Genomic DNA, 18,954 nt, shown 5'->3' on the forward strand with positions numbered 1-18,954 from the left:
AAATATCCACTAAGCATGGCCTTCTCAAGGCCATGCTTTTTCATCATTCTCTTTTACCGCATACAAAGACACAAAGCTTTATGAAGACCCGCCTGATTTGTGGATTTATACTATTAATGCTGCCGCTAATGGCACTCGTGCAAAAAAGGAAAGAAATTACCCTTTTCCTGATAGCTGACTCTACCGTAGCCGACAAGCCTTATGCCAAGGGCAATCCAGAGAAAGGATGGGGGCAGGTGTTCCCGCTGTACCTAAAAGAGGGGATAAAAGTAGAGAACCATGCAGTAAACGGCCGCAGTACCAAAAGCTTTCGCGACGAAGGCCGCTGGGACAAAGTGCTGAAAAACATTAAAAAAGGTGACTATGTGATCATCGAGTTTGGTCATAACGACCAGAAAAGCGAAGATCCGAAACGCTACGCAGCACCTGAAACAGACTATCGCAAAAACATGGAACGCTACATTGTTGAGACACGCGCCAAAGGAGGCATACCTGTACTGGCTACCCCTATCGTGCGCCGCAAATTTGAGAACGGTCAGCTGGTAGATACCCACGGCAAGTATCCGGATGTAGTAAGAGCTGTAGCAGCAGAGCAGAACGTGCCCCTGCTGGACCTGGAGAAACGCACCCGTGAGTTGGTGTCTCGCTACGGCGAAGAGCGTTCAAAAGACCTATTCCTGCACCTGGAGCCGGGCGAGTATGAGTCGCTGCCGGAAGGCCGCCAAGACGATACCCACCTTTCTGCCTACGGTGCTTTTAGAGTAAGCGACCTGGTAGCAGAGGAGATGAGAACTGCCCTGCCTGAGGTAGCGAAGTTTCTAAAGGATTAAGTACAACTGACATCTAGGACCATTCCTATGAAAAAATATTTTGGACTTGTTGTCATGCTAGTAAGTATGGCTGTGGTTGCTTTTGTGTCGCCCAAGAAGAACCCCATTAAAATATACCTGATCGGAGACTCCACAGTAGCTGATTACACGGGCAGTTACGACGAGAAGGACTATATGAAAGAGCGCTTTCCGATAGCAGGATGGGGGCAGGTATTTCAGCCGTTCATGAGCAAAGACAGCCTTTCGCAGATCAGAAATTTGATTAAAACTGATAGCGTGATTGTATTGGATAAGGCAAGAGGTGGCCGTAGCACGCGCACATTCTTTGAAGAAGGGCGTTGGGCAGAAGTATACAAGGCGCTGCAAAAAGGAGATATCGTGATGATGCAGTTTGGCCACAACGATGCTGCCGAAAACAAGCCTGAGCGCTACACCAATGTACAGGCTTACAAAGAGTACCTGCGCCTTTACGTGAATCAAGCCCGAGAGAAGGGAGCCACTCCCATCATACTTACACCTGTAAACCGCAACTACCCCTGGAAGGACGGAAAGCTGAGCAACGTGCACGGCGAGTACCCGCAAGCCGCTAAGGATGTAGCCAAAGAGCTGAGCGTGCAGCTGATCGACCTGACACAGCTATCTATTGACGCCTTCACAGCGAAGGGGCAGGATTACGTCACCAACAACTATTTCATGAACCTGCCTGCCGGTAAGTATGAGGCTTATCCTGATGGAGAAAAAGACAATACACACTTCCAGCCGGAGGGTGCCAAAGCAGTTGCGCAACTGGTGTTTAACGGCATGAAGCAGCTGAAGCCATCGGAAGCTTCTGCAAAGAAATAATTTAGCGTAACATTCAGGCTCAGCATGAATAGTTTGTCATACTTGCTGAGTCTTACAACCTCAGCAAGTATGACCAGGACCAGGCTTTCCAATCTTCTGCTTTTTATACTTTGCCTTCTCAGCTTCAGTTCCGTCTCTCAATCATCCGGAAAAGCTGCCTTAAAATTGTGGTACGATAAGCCTGCCGCAAACTGGAACGAGGCGCTGCCTTTAGGAAATGGGCGGATTGGGGCAATGGTGTTTGGAACTGCGGAACGAGAGCAACTGCAGCTAAACGAGGAAACAGTCTGGGCTGGCGAGCCGGGTAATAACATAAACGAAGATCTCAATAGCGCTTTACCTGAAATACGCAGGCTGATCTTTGAGGGCAAGTATAAAGAGGCACAGGAGCTAGCCCTGGAGAAAGTGCCGCGCCAGGCCCCGGCTCACCTCAACTATGGTATGCCTTACCAGCCAGTTGGGGATTTATATATCTCTTTTCCCGGTCATGATGCCGCTACAGACTACTATCGTGACCTAGATATTGAACAGGCAATAGCTTCTGTGTCTTATAAAGTAAATGGAGTAACCTATAAGCGGGAGATATTCTCGTCTTTCCCCGATGAGGTAATTATTATCAAGTTAACAGCCAATAAGCCTAAAAGCATCAGCTGCACGCTAAGTATGGATAGCCCGCACCAGAAGTATGAGGTAGCAACAAAGCAGAACCAACTGGTGCTAAGCGGCACATCCGGAGATGTAGATAATAAGAAAGGCAGGGTAAAGTTTCAGGCCCAGGTACAGCCTGTGGTAAAAGGCGGAAAAGTTTCTACTGAGGGTGTCACACTGCAAATCACAGGGGCTGATGAAGCTACCATCTATGTTTCGATGGCTACCAACTTTAAGAACTACAAAGACCTGAGTGGAAAAGAAGCGGAGAAAGCGGCGCAATTTCTGGCAGCTGCCACCAAGCGCAAGTATAAAAAAGCGCGTGAGGAACACATCAATGGTTACAAAAATTACTTTGACAGAGTATCGCTGGATTTGGGTATAACAGATGCTGTGCAAAAGCCAACCGATGAGCGACTGGCAGCCTTTGCTTCAGGTAACGACCCACACCTGGCAGCGCTATACTTTCAATTCGGACGATATTTGCTCATCTCCAGCTCACAGCCAGGTACACAACCAGCCAACCTGCAAGGCATCTGGAATGATAAGATTGCCCCACCCTGGGACAGCAAGTATACTGTCAACATCAACACCGAAATGAATTACTGGCCGGCGGAGGTAACAAACCTGCCAGAGATGCACCAACCGCTCTTCGCCATGCTCAAAGACCTCTCAGAGACGGGCCGGGAGAGCGCCCGCAAGATGTACAATGCCCGTGGCTGGAACATGCACCACAACACTGACCTCTGGCGCATGACCGGACCAATTGACGGAGCTTTCTACGGTCTATGGCCGATGGGTGGAGCTTGGTTAACACAGCACATCTGGCAGCACTACCTCTTCACCGGCGATAAAAAGTTTCTGCAGGAAATGTACCCGATATTGAAAGGCGCAGCACAGTTTTATGCTGATGTGCTGCAGGAGGAGCCGGAAAATAAGTGGCTGGTAGTGGTGCCTTCTATGTCGCCAGAGAACAAGCACCAAAGCGGTGTTTCCATAGCCGCTGGCACCACCATGGATAATCAACTAGTGTTTGATGTGTTTTCTAACATCATTCATGCATCAGAGGCACTAAACACAGACAAAGCCTTTGCTGATTCGCTGAAGGTAATGCGCGATAGACTGCCGCCGATGCAGGTAGGACAGCACGGGCAGTTGCAGGAGTGGATGCACGACTGGGACAGAACCGATGATAAGCACCGCCACGTGTCCCACCTGTATGGCCTGTACCCGAGCAATCAGATATCACCTTTCAACCACCCTGAGTTATTTGATGCAGCCAGAACTTCTTTGGTGTACCGGGGCGATAAATCCACTGGCTGGTCTATGGGCTGGAAAGTAAACCTGTGGGCAAGGCTATTGGATGGTAACCGTGCCTATAAACTGATACAGGACCAGCTAACGCCAGCCGGAGACGCAGAGAAAGGAGAGGGAGGAGGTACTTACCCGAACCTGTTCGATGCACACCCACCTTTCCAGATAGATGGCAACTTTGGCTGTACTGCCGGTATAGCCGAAATGCTGATACAAAGCCACGATGGTGCGCTACACTTATTGCCTGCGCTGCCGGATGCTTGGCAAACAGGAGAAGTAAAGGGCTTGGTAGCCAGAGGTGGCTTTATAGTAGATATGAGCTGGGAAAACGGAAAAGTAAAGACGCTGACGGTACATTCTAAGTTAGGCGGTAACTGCCGCATCAGAACTTCAGAGCAACTGAAGTTGCTTGGCAAAGGAGAAATTAAAACTGCCACAGGAGCTAATTCAAATCCTTTCTATCAGCAAGCCAACATCAAGGATCCTATCATCAAAGCAGCAGCCGGTCAGCCTAAAACTAGATCAGGCAAGCAGCTGGTTTTTGATCTGGCGACAACCAGAGGGAAAAGTTATAGAATGATATTGTAATAGTAGGCAGACTCCCTGGAGCATATATTTTTTGTTATACTGCGCAATCGATAGCGCAGTGGCAGAGATGAAGAAGTTTCAGGCTTATGGAATAGGAGGAGAGATAAAAAATGAGAAACATTAAAAAAACTGCACTAGGCATCTTTCTGGCTACAGGTTTAGTAGCTTGTTCCGAAAGTTCAGGTTCAGAGCCTGATCCAGTACCTCAGCCGGAACCTACAAGTACTGTGCGTCCTGATACTAAACCGGAAGGGGAAGCTATTGCCTTTCCGGGAGCTGAAGGGTTTGGCAAAGCAACTACAGGTGGCAGAGGTGGCAAAGTATACATCATCACCAACTTGAACGATGGCGGGGCGGGTAGTCTTCGTGAAGCCATAAACGCCTTTGGGCCTAGAACAATTGTGTTTGCCGTATCAGGCACGATAGAACTACAATCGCCACTTACTATCCGAAATAGCGATGTCACCATAGCTGGGCAATCAGCACCGGGAGATGGTATTTGTGTTCGCAATTACCCTGTCAGGGTTGATGCCAATAATGTGATCGTGCGTTACATGCGCTTTAGGATGGGCGACACAAAGGGCGTGGAAGGTGATGCCTTAGAAGGCCGAAACAAAAAGAACATTATCATCGACCATTGCTCTATGAGCTGGGCTACCGACGAAGTCGCCTCTTTCTACGACAATGAGAACTTTACCATGCAGTGGTGCTTGGTGTCGGAGAGTTTAAATGAATCGGTACATACCAAAGGTGCACATGGCTATGGCGGTATGTGGGGCGGTATGGGGGCTTCCTTCCACCACAACCTGTTAGCACACCACAATAGCCGTAATCCACGCTTTAATGGTGCTCGCTATCATGGACAGCCAAGCAAGGAGATTGTAGACTTCAGAAACAATGTGGTATACAACTGGGGCGGTAACAGCACCTATGGCGGAGAAGAAGGCAACCATAATATGGTGAACAACTACTACAAAGCCGGCCCGGCCACATCATCCTCTAAGACCAGCCGCATTGTGAATCCGTCTAGCCCTTACGGTAAGTTCTATCTAACAGGAAACCATGTGGCAGGTAATGCGACTGTTACGGCTGATAACTGGAACGGTGGTGTGCAAGGAGCTCCTGTTGAAGCGGTAAAGGCGGAACAGGCTTTTACGGCTACGGCTATACCTCAGCAAAGCGCAGCGGAGGCCTATGAAGAAGTGCTGAGTAAAGTAGGAGCCAGTCTGCACCGCGATGTGGTAGACGAAAGAGTAATTGCTGACGTTCGCGCAGGAACAGGTGCTAGCGGCAAAAACGGGAACGGCCTTATAGACTCGCAGGAAGAAGTAGGTGGCTGGCCTGAATTGAAGTCAGAAACGGCACCGGTTGATGCAGACAAAGACGGTATCCCGGATGCTTGGGAAATACAGAACGGCCTCAGTCCAAACGAACCAAAGGATGGTAGCTACTATAAAAAAGGCACGCCCTATACTTACCTGGAAGTGTATCTCAATAGCTTAGTGGAGTAGGAGACTTCAGTTGCTTTGGTAAGGTATAAGCCTGTAGTTAAAGTTGTTCAGGTGAACCCACTCCTAACCCCTCCGAGGAGGGAAACCTGTTCAGCCGACGATTACACCCCTCTGACCAACGGTCGCAAGTTTCGACTCTCGTCTCACTTGTCCTCAAGGGGACAGTTGAAGAACAACGGCTATCAAATCTGAACCCAGTCCTTGGGTTGAGCGTCTCGAGAGGTTCCGGTGCCTGAAAGGCATTGCGACGCAGGAGCAAAGGAAGCGAAAGCAGCGTGATACCCAAGGACGAGGCCTCCCGGCCTGGAGGGCACCACAGCTAGAGGTGAACAATAGCTAAAACGAAAAGCAGAAACAGAAAAGAAACTATCCTAGAGTAGGAACAATGAAAAAACAAAGTATACTTTATCTGGCCCTTCTACTAAGCACCTTAACCAACTGCACACAAAAAGAAACTACGACTGTGTCAGCAACACCAGCCGCACAGCAAAAAGCAATAGCTTTCCCCGGAGCAGAAGGTGCTGGTATGTATACCACAGGTGGCCGTGGCGGTAAAGTATACATAGTTTCTAATCTGAATGACAGCGGCCCCGGTAGCTTGCGTGAAGCCATTGAGCAGCAGGGGCCACGCACCATAGTATTTGCTGTTTCGGGTAACATCGATCTGAAGTCACGGCTAAGTATAAACACAGGTGATGTAACCATGGCAGGACAATCAGCGCCCGGGGATGGTATTTGTATAAAAGGTTATCCCGTTACTGTGGCGGCAGATAACGTAATTATCCGTTACCTACGCTTCAGGATGGGCAATGAGCATGATCAGGAGGCAGATGCGCTGAGTGGTAGGCAGCACAAGAACATCATTATTGACCATTGCTCCATGAGTTGGTCAGTGGATGAGTGTGCTTCCTTTTACACCAACGAAGACTTTACCATGCAGTGGTGCATCATCTCCGAAAGCCTTAACTCCTCCCTTCATGCCAAGGGCAAACACGGATATGGCGGTATCTGGGGCGGCACCCGCGTCTCGTTTCACCATAACCTGTTGGCGCACCATAACAGCCGCAACCCACGTTTTTCAGGATCAAAGTATGAAACCGACGTACCGAGCAGGCAGCTGGACTTCCGGAACAACGTGATCTATAACTGGGGCATGAACAGTGCCTATGGCGGAGAAGAAGGCGAACATAACATGGTAAATAATTATTACAAGCCAGGGCCAGCAACACCAAAGACCGTTCAGAGCAGGATAGTAAATCCCTCTAAACCCTACGGCAAGTTTTATGTGGCCGGTAACTACGTAGCCGGAAATGAGAAAGTAAGTCAGGACAACTGGGCGGGCGGTGTGCAATGTGATGACCCGGAGGTGACGCGCAGCAATAGTGTTTTTGCCTATGCACCGGTAGCTACACAATCGGCAGAAGAGGCATATAAGTTGGTGCTGACATCGGCAGGGGCTTCGCTTACACGGGATGCCGTGGATGAGCGGGTGGTGGAAGAGGTGAGGTCAGGCACCGCTACCTTCAAAGGTTCTGTCAGTGGCAGACCCGGTATCATTGATTCGCAGGAAGACGTGGGCGGCTGGCCGGAGTTAAATTCAAAACCAGCCCCCGAAGATGCCGACAAAGACGGTATGCCAGACAGCTGGGAAATGCAGCACAACCTAAACCCAGGCAGCCCTACCGATGCTGTCGCACATACGCTTCACGGGCAGTACACCAACTTGGAAATGTACCTGAATAGTCTGGTGGAGCCACAGAAGGCCCAGTAAATATCTTTCTAATCGCCTCTAAGTAGACATTCAGCCAGGGCAGTTCATCATAAAATAGTTAACTTCAAGCATGCGCAATTTTCTTATCAGTGTTACTAGTGCCAAAGTTCTAAGTCTTAGCCTTGCATTTATTATATCCTGCACCGCCGCGTTTGCACAGCAGGTAAAATCTGATGTGGCTAACTTTTATTCCCTGCTGAACGGCTATTCTAGTAAAAGCAACGCCAGCTTATCATACTTGTCCAAAGAACCAAAGAACACGGAAAAGTGGAGAAAAAGCGCACGAGCAAAGCTTCACGAGTTACTGGCCTTTGATCCGGAACCGGCCCCGCTTAATACAAAAGTGCTCAGCACGACGAAGCGAGACGGCTATACCCAACACCTGGTAAGATACAATGTGAATAACCTGCAGAAAACAGAAGCTTTTTTGCTGGTGCCCGATAATATCACCAAGCCTGCCCCAGCCGTTATCGCGCTACACGACCATGGTGGCTTTTACTTTTACGGAAAAGAGAAGCATACCTTTACCGATAACCAGCCTCTTATACTTAAAGAGTATATCCAGAACCTGTACGAAGGCAGGCACTATGCCGACGAACTGGCCAGAAGGGGCTTTGTGGTGCTTTGTCCGGATGCGATATACTTCGGCTCCCAAAAGATAGACCCTGCACAGCTGGTAAATACAAAAGGATACTTTGATAAGGTAGAAGATGCCGATGAAAGTGAGCGCATCAAGCTCTTTAACAAACAAGTGGCCGGACCCAACGAGGTGGCGATGAATAAGACTATACTTACCTCCGGCACTACCTGGCTAGGCATCATTGCTCAAAACGACAGAGTGGCGGTAGACTTCCTACTTTCGCGCCCAGAGGTGGACCCGGAACGGATTGGCTGCATTGGGCTTTCGCTGGGCGGCTTACGCAGCACCTATCTTTTCGGCCTGGACCCAAGAATCAAAACAGGTGTAGTGGCCGCTTTTTCTACAACCTACCAGCATATGCTGCAGCAGCACGCGCACCACACTTGGATGATGTATGTGCCGCGCCAGTACGAGTTCCTGGACCTGCCAGATGTAGCCTCACTGAATGCACCACGCCCACTAATGGTCATGAACTGCAAGCAGGATAAACTTTTTAATTTAGCGGGGATGCAGGCAGCAGAGCAAAAGCTGTCCACTATTTATACTAAAATGAAAGCACCAGAAAAATTCTCAACCAAATACTATGACGAACCCCACTCCATGACGATCCCGATGCAGGAGGACGCTATTAGTTGGTTAGAGAAGTGGTTGAAGTAGAATGAGGACATAAGACGCTAGTATCAAGACACAAGACTTTTGCTAATACGACTTCTAAAGCAGCTTTTTTATAAGGGAGTCTTTGTTAAAGGAACTATATGGGCAGGATACCCTATAAGATACCACTTGCCGATCGAAGGAAAAACTTTCCCAGTTTTTCCAGGAGGTGCCTTTGGAGTTTTTCGGTCCCGCGCGTGCGGGATTGCAAAGCGACAGCGGGCAAAGAAAAGCTCTCAGCGCCGAGTAGGAAAACGAGTCCTCGCGGACTTGGAGCGCACTAACAGAAGCTATGAGACTGGCCGCCTGTGGAGCCGAGATTGCTAAGCTGCTACGGCAGCCTGCTATCAATATTAAATTAGGAAAGAAGCCGAAAGGCTAAATAAACCATACTATGAAACTAGAACACTTTGCATTGAACGTTGAAGACCCGATAGCCATGGCTAAATGGTATGTCGCACACCTGGGGCTGAGAGTAGTAAAGCAGCAAAAGGAAGCTCCTTACATGACCTTCCTTGCTGACGACAGTGGCCGGGTGATGATAGAGATCTACCGAAACCCAGCTGATGAGGTACCGCCTTACCGAACAATGAATCCACTGCTGGTGCACCTGGCATTTGTGTCGGAGAACCCAGCGCAGGATAAAGAGCGGCTAATGAAAGCTGGTGCAAGCCTGGAGTCAGATCAGCAACTGGAAGATGGCTCACATCTTGTCATGCTTCGCGACCCTTGGGGCCTATCAATGCAACTATGTAAACGAGGCACGCCAATGCTGGCAGCCAGAGAAGAGGTTAAACAGGAGCCAAGTGTGCATTAACTTTCAATCACATGAAGATACACTCATACATGAAGTTGCTTTGGCTACTCACTACCTTATTGGCTATGGCGGCCTGTAATAAGCAGCCAACAACTACCAGTGAAGCTAATCTGTCAGCTACTACAGATGCGTGGCAACAGGTAGATACTATACTTGCCCACATCGTGCCGCCCACTTTTCCGGATAAAGATTTCAACATAACAGCCTATGGCGCAGTAGGAGATGGTAAAACGCACAACTCCGAAGCAATCCGGAAGGCCATAGAGGCGTGTAACAGTGCAGGCGGTGGCCGAGTGGTAGTGCCGGCGGGTAACTTCCTGTCGGGCCCCATTTACCTGAAGAGCAACGTGAACCTGCACCTGGAGAAAGGTGCCAAAATTCTCTTTTCTACTAACCCCAATGATTACCTGCCCCTGGTGCATACCCGCTGGGAAGGCGTTGAACTGATGAATTATTCTCCGCTGATCTATGCCTTTGAAGAAAAGAACATAGCAGTAACAGGCGAGGGTACCTTGGATGGACAGGCCAGTGAAACAAACTGGTGGCCATGGAAAGGCAGAGAGAAGTATGGCTGGAAACCTGGCACACCTAACCAGAACGATGAAGACAAAAGAGCAGCCCTCTTCGAAATGGCTGAGAACAATGTGCCGGTAAGTGAGCGGAAGTTCGGGGAAGGCTTTTATCTGCGTCCGCAATTTGTGCAGCCCTACCGGTGCGAAAATGTGCTGATAGAAGGCGTCACCATTGTGAACTCCCCGATGTGGATCCTGAATCCGGTGCTGTGTAATAACGTGACCATACAAGGGGTAAGGGTAGAGAGCATGGGGCCAAACTCCGACGGCTGCGATCCAGAGTCATGTAAAAACGTGCTCATCAAAGACTGCTACTTTAACACCGGCGACGATTGCATTGCTATTAAGTCAGGCAGAAATGCGGATGGCAGAAGAATAAATGTACCAAGCGAGAATATCGTGATACAAGGCTGCACCATGGCAAACGGACATGGCGGCGTGGTAATCGGAAGCGAGATATCGGGAGGTGTAAGAAATGTATTTGCAGAGAACTGCACTATGAACAGCCCACTGCTGGATAGGGCGCTGAGAATTAAGACGAGCTCTATGCGTGGCGGCGTGGTAGAGAATGTATACCTGCGCAACATAGAGGTAGGACAGGTGGCAGAGCAAGTGGTCCGTGTGAACATGTTCTATGAAGACTCTGGCCCATTTATGCCTACTGTACGCAATGTGGAAGTTCGTAACATGACGGTACAAAACGGAGGCGATGTAGGCGTGTTGTTAGAAGGCTATGAGGAGTCTCCGGTACAGAACCTGCGCCTGATCAACGTGAAGATCAACAATGTAAAAGAGCCCTACAAGTTCTCTAATGTGGAGAACATCGGGTTTGAGAATGTCACTATCAATGGAAAGCAAATCGTACTCCCGGACAGTATTTCACTACAAAATTAAGTCTGTAACCTCTGCCCCTGTGGTTTTACTAATCACCCTGAAAAGAATTATGCTATGAAAAATTTATTCACCTTGTTTATTCTTCTGATCGCTAGCCTGCAGCTTGTGGCACAACAAAAGACCTACCCCAGCTCTTTTACGGTAGCACAAGACGGAAGTGGTGATTTCACCACCATACAGGAAGCCGTTAATGCCGTGCGTGATTTATCACAACAACAGGTTACGATCCACATCAAAAATGGCGTCTACAAAGAGAAGCTCGTCATCCCAACCTGGAAAACGAAAATCTCTCTGGTAGGGGAGAGCAAAGAAGGTACTATTATCACCAACAGCGACTACTCTGGCAAAGCGTATCCTGGTAAGGACTTTACCGGCAACGACAAGTATAGCACGTATACTTCCTACACAGTGCTAGTGCAGGGTAATGATTTTGTGGCAGAAAACCTGACTATAGAAAATGCTGCAGGACCGGTGGGGCAGGCGGTAGCGCTGCATGTAGAGGGCGACAGAGCCGTTATCCGGAACTGCCGCCTGATTGGTAACCAGGATACCTTATATGCCGCCACCGAAGGCAGTCGCCAGCTATACCAGGATTGCTACATAGAGGGTACTACCGACTTTATCTTTGGGGAGGCAACGGCGGTGTTCCAGAACTGCACAATCAAAAGCCTGAAGAACTCCTACATTACGGCTGCGGCTACCTCGCCAAGCCAGAAGTATGGCTTTGTGTTTATCAACTGTAAACTGATAGCAGATGCTGCCGCTGAGAAAGTATACTTGGGTCGCCCCTGGAGACCTTATTCCAAAACTGTTTTCATCAATACTGAAATGGGCAACCACATTCGTGCTGAGGGCTGGGACAACTGGCGCAACCCAGAGAACGAGAAGACGGTGCTGTACGCGGAGTATAACTCGAAGGGTGCCGGAGCCAACGCTAAAAGCCGTGTAGGCTGGTCGAGGCAGCTGTCGGCGAAGGAGGTGAAGCAGTATACGTTAGAAAATATTTTCACTGACTGGAAGCCACTACTTCAGTAAGTATAAACTATAAGCTCATGAACTTGGACTCTTGTTTACGTGCAGCGCGGCTGCTTATACTTAGTATGCTTCTATTGACTGGAGGAACGGCAGTTGCTCAAGCACAACAGAAAGTATGGAAGCTGAATTCTCTTAAATCAACAGGCGCACACAAGCCGGAGGTATGGGGCCAGCCTGAGGTGGTAAAAACAAAAGCAGGGAAAGCGATAAAGTTTGATGGGCAGGACGATGGCCTGCTGCTAGACACTAATCCTATCGCTGGTGCAGATGAGTTTACGATTGAGGTAGAGCTGAAACCGTATGCTGCCTACCCTGAGAATGTGGAGCAACGCTTTCTGCACATTCAAGACCCCAGCAACGATAAGCGCAGAATTCTGATCGAGCTCAGGCTTGATGACAAAGGGCAATGGTATCTTGATCTCTTCATGCGTACCGAAGATGCTTCACTTACTTTAATCGACTCCACTAAGACACACCCTGTTAACGAGTGGGCAACGATCAGACTGACTTATAAAAACGGACAGCTAAAAGGCTATGTGAACGGGGTCGAGGAGCTATCTGGAGAGATAGTGTACCTGCCGATCAGTTCCACTGCCAAAACCTCCCTAGGCACCCGCATGGATAAACGCTCCTGGTTTAATGGAGAGATAAGGACAGTAAGGTTTAGCCATCAGGTAAAGTAGGCATTTTGATTTTGTGTTAGGGATTAGTGAGTACAGGTCCTGAATCATGTTAGGTAGTCTTTTATTTGTTCATCATTAACCACCCCTGACTCCTCCTTGACTTTAAGGGAAGAGCAGCAAGGACGGGATCCATTCAAAACTAATCCCAGTCTTTCCGTTGAGCGCCTTGTGAGATCCGGTGCCGCGCAGGCGGCAGCACCCTGGCGCAGGAGGGAACACAGCGCGATGCGGAGAGACGAGGCCCCGCGGCCTTGAGCGCTCCAAAACCAGATTTGAAACTTATCAGGAGTAAATTATGTGGAGGATGAACAGCGACTACGCTCGCAAAGGCATTAAAAAGTCCTCCTAAAAATATTAGGAGGACTTTTATACTATATGCTTAAACAGCTACTAGAGTGAGATACCGCGTTTCCAAGGAATGAAATCATCCTGATCCAACAGCTGCGCTTTCGTTTTGATATTGCCGCTGGCTACCTCGATAATGAAGTCCAGCATTTCGGCACCCATTTCCTCAATGGTTTTCTCACCAGCGATTACTGGGCCTGTATCCACATCGATGATGTCTGGCATACGCTGCGCCAACTTGCTGTTAGAAGATACTTTGATAACCGGCGTTACAGGGTTTCCTGTAGGTGTTCCTAAACCAGTCGTGAAAAGTATAATATTGGCTCCTGAGCCAGCCATAGCCGTGGTGCTTTCCACGTCGTTGCCAGGAGTGCAGAGTAACGTTAAGCCAGGTTTGTTGGCATACTCCGTATAATCCAGCACATCTACTACTGGGGAGGTACCACCTTTTTTGGCTGCACCCGCAGATTTGATCGCATCTGTGATCAGGCCGTCCTTAATGTTACCCGGGCTAGGGTTCATGTCGAAGCCAGAGCCGACTGCCTCAGCTGCATAAGCATAGGCGCGCATCAGTTGCACAAAACGGTCGGCTGTCTTCTCATCTACGCAGCGGTTAATCAGCTCTTGCTCCACACCGCACAGCTCCGGGAACTCCGAAAGTATAGATTTGCCACCCAGCGCCACGATCAGGTCTGATGCCTGGCCAACAGCAGGGTTAGCAGAGATGCCGGAGAAACCGTCAGAGCCACCGCACTCCAAGCCAATTACCAGCTTGCTCAATGGGGCAGGCTTCCGTGTTACCTTATCAGCCTCTATAAGACCTAAGAAAGTTCTTCTGATAGCCTGCGATAGCAGTTCCTGCTCTGTTCCTTCCTGCTGCTGTTCCAGTATGATTAGCGGCTTAGAGAAGTTCGGGTTCAGAGCCTTCAGTTTTTCCTCCAGTATACTTACCTGGGCGTTTTGACAACCTAAGCTAAGCACAGTTGCACCAGCCACATTTGGGTTATGGATATAGCCAGCTAGTAGTGCGCAAAGGGCATCTGAGTCTTGCCGGATACCGCCGCAGCCACCTTCGTGTGTCAGGAACTTAATGCCGTCGATGTTTTCAAAAATGCGTCTGTGTCCGTTGCTGCTTGCCGCCTGTAATGGCAGTTGCGAGATTTGGTCCACTTTTCCAGACTGGTAAAGCTCTACCATCTGCTGCACATAAGACTTGTACACATCCTGGCGGCCAAAACCAAGCTCCTCCATGAAGGCCTGCTTGATGATGTTCACGTTGCGGTTCTCGCAGAACACCAAGGGAATTACCAGCCAGTAGTTGGCAGTACCAACCTGACCGTCTTCGCGGTGGTAGCCCATAAAGGTTTTATTTACCCATTTCGACACATCAGGGGCCCTCCAACCGGTTGTTTTTGTTTTACCTGTAAAGGTGGATGCCTGGTGCTTTACATTCTCTGTTGAGATTCTGGCTCCGGCAGGTATTGGCTCTACCGCTTTTCCTACCAATGTGCCATACATAATGATCTCTTGTCCGGGAGCCATGTCGAACTGCGCAAATTTATGCTTGGCTGGTATGTTCTCTGCCAAAGAAAGGACCAGGCTATCATAGGTGATTGCTTCCCCGACTGGTAAATCAGTGAGGGCAACCAATACGTTATCGTCAGGGTGTACTTTTAATACCTTGTGTGACATAGTCTTTTTGATTAGATTGTGCAATCGATTGCACTTACGCAAATAATATAAATTATTTACAGAAACAGAAATTTATATGATTAAAAAGTGCAGTGATAACTCACTTTTATTGTTTAAAGCACAAAAAGATGCTGTAAATTAATAAGTGAGCGAGAGGTTAGGGTTACTGAGCTATAAACACAGATCATGCTAGAACAGTTTTCATTAAAAGGAAAAGTAGTCATTATTACAGGAGCCACCGGTGTATTGGGAGAAGCCTTCTCCCTTGCGGTTGCCAAGGCGGGTGCCAAAGTAGTAGTCTTAGGGCGTAACGAAGAGCGTGCTGAAGCACGGGTTGCAGCCATTGAAGCAGCAGGAGGCGAAGCCATGGCTATACTGGGAGACGTAACGGATGAAGCCGCAATGGTCGCTGCCAGAGAGAAAGTGCTAAGCGCCTGGGGCAGTATTGATGGCCTTGTGAATGCGGCTGGTGGGAACATTCCTGGAGCAACCATCTCCCCGGAGCAGGATATTTTCGAGGCAAAGATAGAGGACACACGAAAAGCTGTAGACCTGAACTTGTTCGGCACTGTAATACCCACAAAGGTATTTGGTAAAGTAATGGCCGAAAAGGGGAGAGGATCTATTGTAAACATATCATCTATAACCGCACAGCGCCCGCTTACAAGGGTCTTAGGCTACACATTGGCTAAAACGGCTATAGACGCCTATACTAAGTGGATGGCAGTTGAGCTAGGGCAACGTTATGGAGACGGCATACGCGTGAACTCACTTGCGCCAGGTGTGTTCCTAACAGAGCAAAACAGGAGCCTGTTGCTAAACGAGGATGGTAGCTATACAGACAGGGCACAGAAGTTTGTAACAAACACCCCGTTCCACCGACTGGGTAATCCGGAAGAATTAACAGGGACGCTAATTTACCTGCTTAGCGATGCATCCAAGTTTGTTACTGGTGAGACCCTGCTGGTAGATGGAGGCTTCAGCGCCTACAGTGGAGTGTAGGGTGGAGTTGGTACGGTCTCTTTCCGATGAGCCTAGGAAGGCAGTGTGGTAGCCTCCCAGGCTCATCTTTGTGCTACTGTCGTGATGAAGCCTTAGTCACGCACATCTGCTGCGCTCAGATGGAGCAAAACACTACTTGTACTGTAGAAAAGGACAAAATGAACATCACATTGTATACAGATGCCTGTTGAGGGGGGTGTCTCGAGTAATGAAGTAGAAGGTATAAACTAGGCGAAGCGAGACGTTATCGGGATCCTAAAAGTTTAGAAAGGTCCAATATGTTGGCTTCTGCATTTCCTTTAAGTTCAACCGAAAAGGTCACCTTGTCGGGCCGCGGTGCAATGTCCAGGATAGTTACTTCATCTACAGCTCCCATAAGCTTTATTCCTTTCAGATCTAATCCTTGCTCAAGCATAGCATTAACTTTTATCAGCTCTTGGTTGATGATGTCTTTTACGGGAACTCTGGCCTTACTGAGAATCTGGTTATAGGCTACATTGTTCACTAAGACTTCTAGAGCAGTATTATAAAGTCCGCTGCTCGTTCTGGAAGTTAGCTGGAACTGCTGTACATACAGTAGCTGTGAGGAGTTGTCATACTTAAGCGTGGCCAGCACATAGAGATCTACCTGGTCACGCTTCATGACTGTCCGGAGTATTTTGATCTTGAGCCGGAGCACAATTCTATTGGGGCCAGAGCTGCTCCCACCAATTCCAACATCCAGTATTTGCGCGTAAGGAGAAGAGTCAACTTCTTTCTCTGGTTTGGGAATGTATTTTCCAATTAGCTGGCTTTTCAGTACACCTTCCAAGGCGGTGTATGAAACAGATACAGGAACGTGGATTCTTATAGAATTCTCCATTGGTTGTTTGCTGGTAGTTTAATAGGCAACAGAACATGCTCTTTGCCCAGTGAAGCTTACAGAAGTACGGAAACCATGGAAGTGGCGCCAAATAAAAAAGCCTCAAACGTAGGTTTGAGGCTTCTATCAGTGATCCCGCTGGGATTCGAACCCAGGACCCATACATTAAAAGTGTATTGCTCTACCAGCTGAGCTACGGAATCGGTTACTTTTTCCTTGATTGGGAGTGCAAAGGTAGAAGCTTTGTTTAAAATTTCAAACATTTTTCAGCTTCTTTTTTCACCTCCTTACAAGAGGCAGAAAGAAAAAGCCTCTCTGTTAGGAAAGGCTTCGGCTTTCATCAGTGATCCCGCTGGGATTCGAACCCAGGACCCATACATTAAAAGTGTATTGCTCTACCAGCTGAGCTACGGAATCTTTTAGTAACTTGCATTCTCAAGGCGTTTCCCTGAATTGCGATGCAAAAGTAGCAGCTTAGATTTTAAATGCAAAACATCTTCTCTAAAATATCTGCCTTTTTGATTATTTTTTTTGCTGTTTTGGCAGAACCAGCTTGTGCTCAGGTAGATAATCTAACACTGGCTAAAGCAGATTCTTTGTTTGAGAAACAACGGTATTCTGATGCTTTTGTTCTGTATGAGCAATTATTGGAGCAGGAACAGCATTATTCGCCCCAAATGCTGCTGAAGATGGCCTATATCAAAGAAGGCCTCCGCGACTACACCAGCGCCATGTATTACCTGCACCTGTTCTATACAAAAGAGCCAAGCCGCTCTACGCTTAAAAAAATGGAGGAATTGGCACAGGCGCACCGCCTGCAAGGGTATGAGTACAACGACCTGCAGTTTTTCAAAACACAGTTCAGTAAATACTACATGCGTATACTGGAGCTGCTATTGCTGGCAGCGGTGATTACGGTAACCATTATGCTGTTTAGCTGGCGCAGGGGGCACAGGTTTACTAAACCTTTCAAAATTGGTTTTATGCTGTACCTGCTGTTTATACTGTACTACATCAACTTCCTGAACCTTGGAGATGAGGGTATCATCAAGAGTAGCCAGGTAGCTATTATGTCGGCTCCCTCTGCAGGGGCAAATTGGGTTGCTACTGCCTCACAAGGGCATAAAGTACCCATCACGGGCGAGCAGGATATCTGGTTTGAGATAAAGTGGAAGGGGGAGAAGGCTTACATTCGTAAAAGTAACCTACTTGAGCTGCCGTAGATTTAACAGACTAAAAAGGCAAAGGGCAAAAGAGGAATTAATATTCCCTTTTGCCCTTTGCCTTTTTAGCTTTCGTAGAGATACTACTTCTTCAGCGGCGAGTCTTTTTCTTTCGCCATCACGTTATATACCAGCTTATCAGCCAGGCTAGGGAAGAGTTTGTTTACCCAAACTGCTAGCTTGCCCTGCGTGGTCATTACCAAGTCGCGTTTGCGCTGAATGGTGGCTTTCAGGATGCGTTCGGCTACTTCCTCGGCACTCATCATTTTTTCTTCCTCACGTGGTGTTTCACCTTGCTGCTGACCATTGGCGGCCAGGGCAGTGTTGCGGATGTTGGAGGCAGTAAAGCCTGGGCAGGCAAGCAGTACGTGCACCCCAGAGTGCAGCAGCTCCGTGCGCAGCGTTTCCAGGAAGCCATGCATCGCGAATTTAGAGGCAGAGTATCCCGTGCGGGCAGGTAAGCCACGGTAGCCAGCGATAGAAGAGATACCAACGATAGATCCTTTGGCTTGCTTGATGTATGGCAGCGCATACTTCGTGCTGTACACAGTGCCCCAGAAGTTAATGTCCATCACCTTACGAATCACGTCCAGGTCCAGATCCTCAAAAAGGGCACGCATCGAAATACCGGCATTGTTGATGAGTACATCCAGACGGCCATACTTTTGTACCGTCTCCTGCACCATGCGCTGGCACTGCTCTTCCACACTTACGTCTGCTTTCACAGCCAGATTGTCGATGCCTGCTGCACTCAGCTCCTGGCTTGTCTGGTCGAGGTTCTGCTGGTTGCGGCCTGATACGGCTACTTTGGCTCCCGCATGGCCAAAAGCAAAGGCCAGTGCCTTGCCAATACCCGACGTGCCGCCGGTAATCAGCACTACTTTATTCTTCATTTTTTATACTTTCTTCGACTAAAATCAGCTGCAAAGATAAATTTAATTGTTGATTGGCTAGGGAAGGAGGCGGGTTTATACTTTGGATTGATTCTCAAACACCTGCCTTATCTCCCCATATTTTTGTAATTTTGCGC

Annotated in this window: 15 protein-coding genes and 2 tRNA genes; 12 read left to right on the forward strand and 5 right to left on the reverse strand. The window is 48.5% G+C overall.

What is annotated here, in order from left to right; genetic code table 11:
- Positions 1-80: 80 nt before the first annotated feature.
- The 10 genes from PKOR_RS12185 to PKOR_RS12230 all read left to right on the forward strand — a co-directional run bounded on the left by PKOR_RS12185 (position 81) and on the right by PKOR_RS12230 (position 12,800).
- Complete coding sequence (locus PKOR_RS12185) at positions 81-830, forward strand: rhamnogalacturonan acetylesterase (RefSeq protein ID WP_046311056.1); 750 nt, start codon at positions 81-83, stop codon at positions 828-830.
- A 27-nt stretch (positions 831-857) separates the two neighbouring features.
- Positions 858-1,673 (forward strand): rhamnogalacturonan acetylesterase, encoded by an 816-nt coding sequence (locus PKOR_RS12190; protein ID WP_046311058.1) that lies wholly within the window; start codon positions 858-860, stop codon positions 1,671-1,673.
- Positions 1,674-1,838: 165 nt separating this feature from the next.
- Positions 1,839-4,223 (forward strand): glycoside hydrolase family 95 protein, encoded by a 2,385-nt coding sequence (locus PKOR_RS12195; RefSeq protein WP_338047481.1) that lies wholly within the window; start codon positions 1,839-1,841, stop codon positions 4,221-4,223.
- A gap of 110 nt (positions 4,224-4,333) precedes the next feature.
- On the forward strand, positions 4,334-5,734 hold the full coding sequence (locus tag PKOR_RS12200; protein ID WP_046311062.1) for a pectate lyase family protein: 1,401 nt from the start codon (positions 4,334-4,336) through the stop codon (positions 5,732-5,734).
- Positions 5,735-6,119: 385 nt separating this feature from the next.
- Positions 6,120-7,505, forward strand: a complete 1,386-nt coding sequence (locus PKOR_RS12205; RefSeq protein ID WP_052738834.1) for a pectate lyase family protein — start codon at positions 6,120-6,122, stop codon at positions 7,503-7,505.
- A gap of 70 nt (positions 7,506-7,575) precedes the next feature.
- On the forward strand, positions 7,576-8,802 hold the full coding sequence (locus tag PKOR_RS12210; protein WP_046311064.1) for a dienelactone hydrolase family protein: 1,227 nt from the start codon (positions 7,576-7,578) through the stop codon (positions 8,800-8,802).
- Between the two features lie 391 nt (positions 8,803-9,193).
- Entirely contained in the window at positions 9,194-9,616 is a 423-nt protein-coding gene (locus tag PKOR_RS12215; RefSeq protein ID WP_046311067.1) for a VOC family protein, read from the forward strand.
- An 11-nt stretch (positions 9,617-9,627) separates the two neighbouring features.
- Positions 9,628-11,082 (forward strand): glycoside hydrolase family 28 protein, encoded by a 1,455-nt coding sequence (locus PKOR_RS12220; protein WP_415837226.1) that lies wholly within the window; start codon positions 9,628-9,630, stop codon positions 11,080-11,082.
- A 54-nt stretch (positions 11,083-11,136) separates the two neighbouring features.
- The gene (locus PKOR_RS12225; protein ID WP_046311069.1) at positions 11,137-12,117 is read left to right on the forward strand and encodes a pectinesterase family protein; all 981 of its coding nucleotides are present in this window, start codon (positions 11,137-11,139) and stop codon (positions 12,115-12,117) included.
- Between the two features lie 65 nt (positions 12,118-12,182).
- The gene (locus tag PKOR_RS12230; protein ID WP_148561679.1) at positions 12,183-12,800 is read left to right on the forward strand and encodes a LamG-like jellyroll fold domain-containing protein; all 618 of its coding nucleotides are present in this window, start codon (positions 12,183-12,185) and stop codon (positions 12,798-12,800) included.
- Between the two features lie 390 nt (positions 12,801-13,190).
- Here PKOR_RS12230 and PKOR_RS12235 read toward each other — a convergent pair whose 3' ends face one another.
- A complete protein-coding gene (locus PKOR_RS12235) occupies positions 13,191-14,837 on the reverse strand; it encodes a UxaA family hydrolase (RefSeq protein ID WP_046311073.1) in 1,647 nt (548 codons plus the stop codon).
- 186 nt (positions 14,838-15,023) lie between these two features.
- Between PKOR_RS12235 and PKOR_RS12240 the strand changes: the two genes are divergently transcribed.
- Entirely contained in the window at positions 15,024-15,839 is an 816-nt protein-coding gene (locus PKOR_RS12240; protein WP_046311075.1) for an SDR family oxidoreductase, read from the forward strand.
- A 244-nt stretch (positions 15,840-16,083) separates the two neighbouring features.
- On the opposite strand, the gene PKOR_RS12245 is transcribed toward PKOR_RS12240, so the two are convergent.
- From PKOR_RS12245 to PKOR_RS12255, 3 genes are all read right to left on the reverse strand, one after another.
- Positions 16,084-16,701 carry a DUF4403 family protein gene (locus PKOR_RS12245; RefSeq protein WP_046311077.1) on the reverse strand — a complete coding sequence of 206 codons (618 nt, stop codon included), beginning with the start codon at positions 16,699-16,701 and terminating at the stop codon, positions 16,084-16,086.
- A 130-nt stretch (positions 16,702-16,831) separates the two neighbouring features.
- A tRNA-Lys gene (locus tag PKOR_RS12250) sits at positions 16,832-16,904 on the reverse strand.
- A 141-nt stretch (positions 16,905-17,045) separates the two neighbouring features.
- Positions 17,046-17,118: transfer RNA gene (locus tag PKOR_RS12255), tRNA-Lys, on the reverse strand.
- A gap of 68 nt (positions 17,119-17,186) precedes the next feature.
- On the opposite strand from PKOR_RS12255, the gene PKOR_RS12260 reads away from it, so the two are divergent.
- On the forward strand, positions 17,187-17,924 hold the full coding sequence (locus tag PKOR_RS12260) for an SH3 domain-containing protein (RefSeq protein WP_046311079.1): 738 nt from the start codon (positions 17,187-17,189) through the stop codon (positions 17,922-17,924).
- A gap of 83 nt (positions 17,925-18,007) precedes the next feature.
- Here the strand turns inward: PKOR_RS12260 and PKOR_RS12265 are convergent, their stop codons facing one another.
- Positions 18,008-18,817, reverse strand: coding sequence for an SDR family oxidoreductase (locus tag PKOR_RS12265; protein ID WP_046311081.1), 810 nt, complete (start codon positions 18,815-18,817; stop codon positions 18,008-18,010).
- Positions 18,818-18,954 lie beyond the last annotated feature (137 nt).

Source organism: Pontibacter korlensis, from assembly GCF_000973725.1.
GTDB lineage: Bacteria > Bacteroidota > Bacteroidia > Cytophagales > Hymenobacteraceae > Pontibacter > Pontibacter korlensis.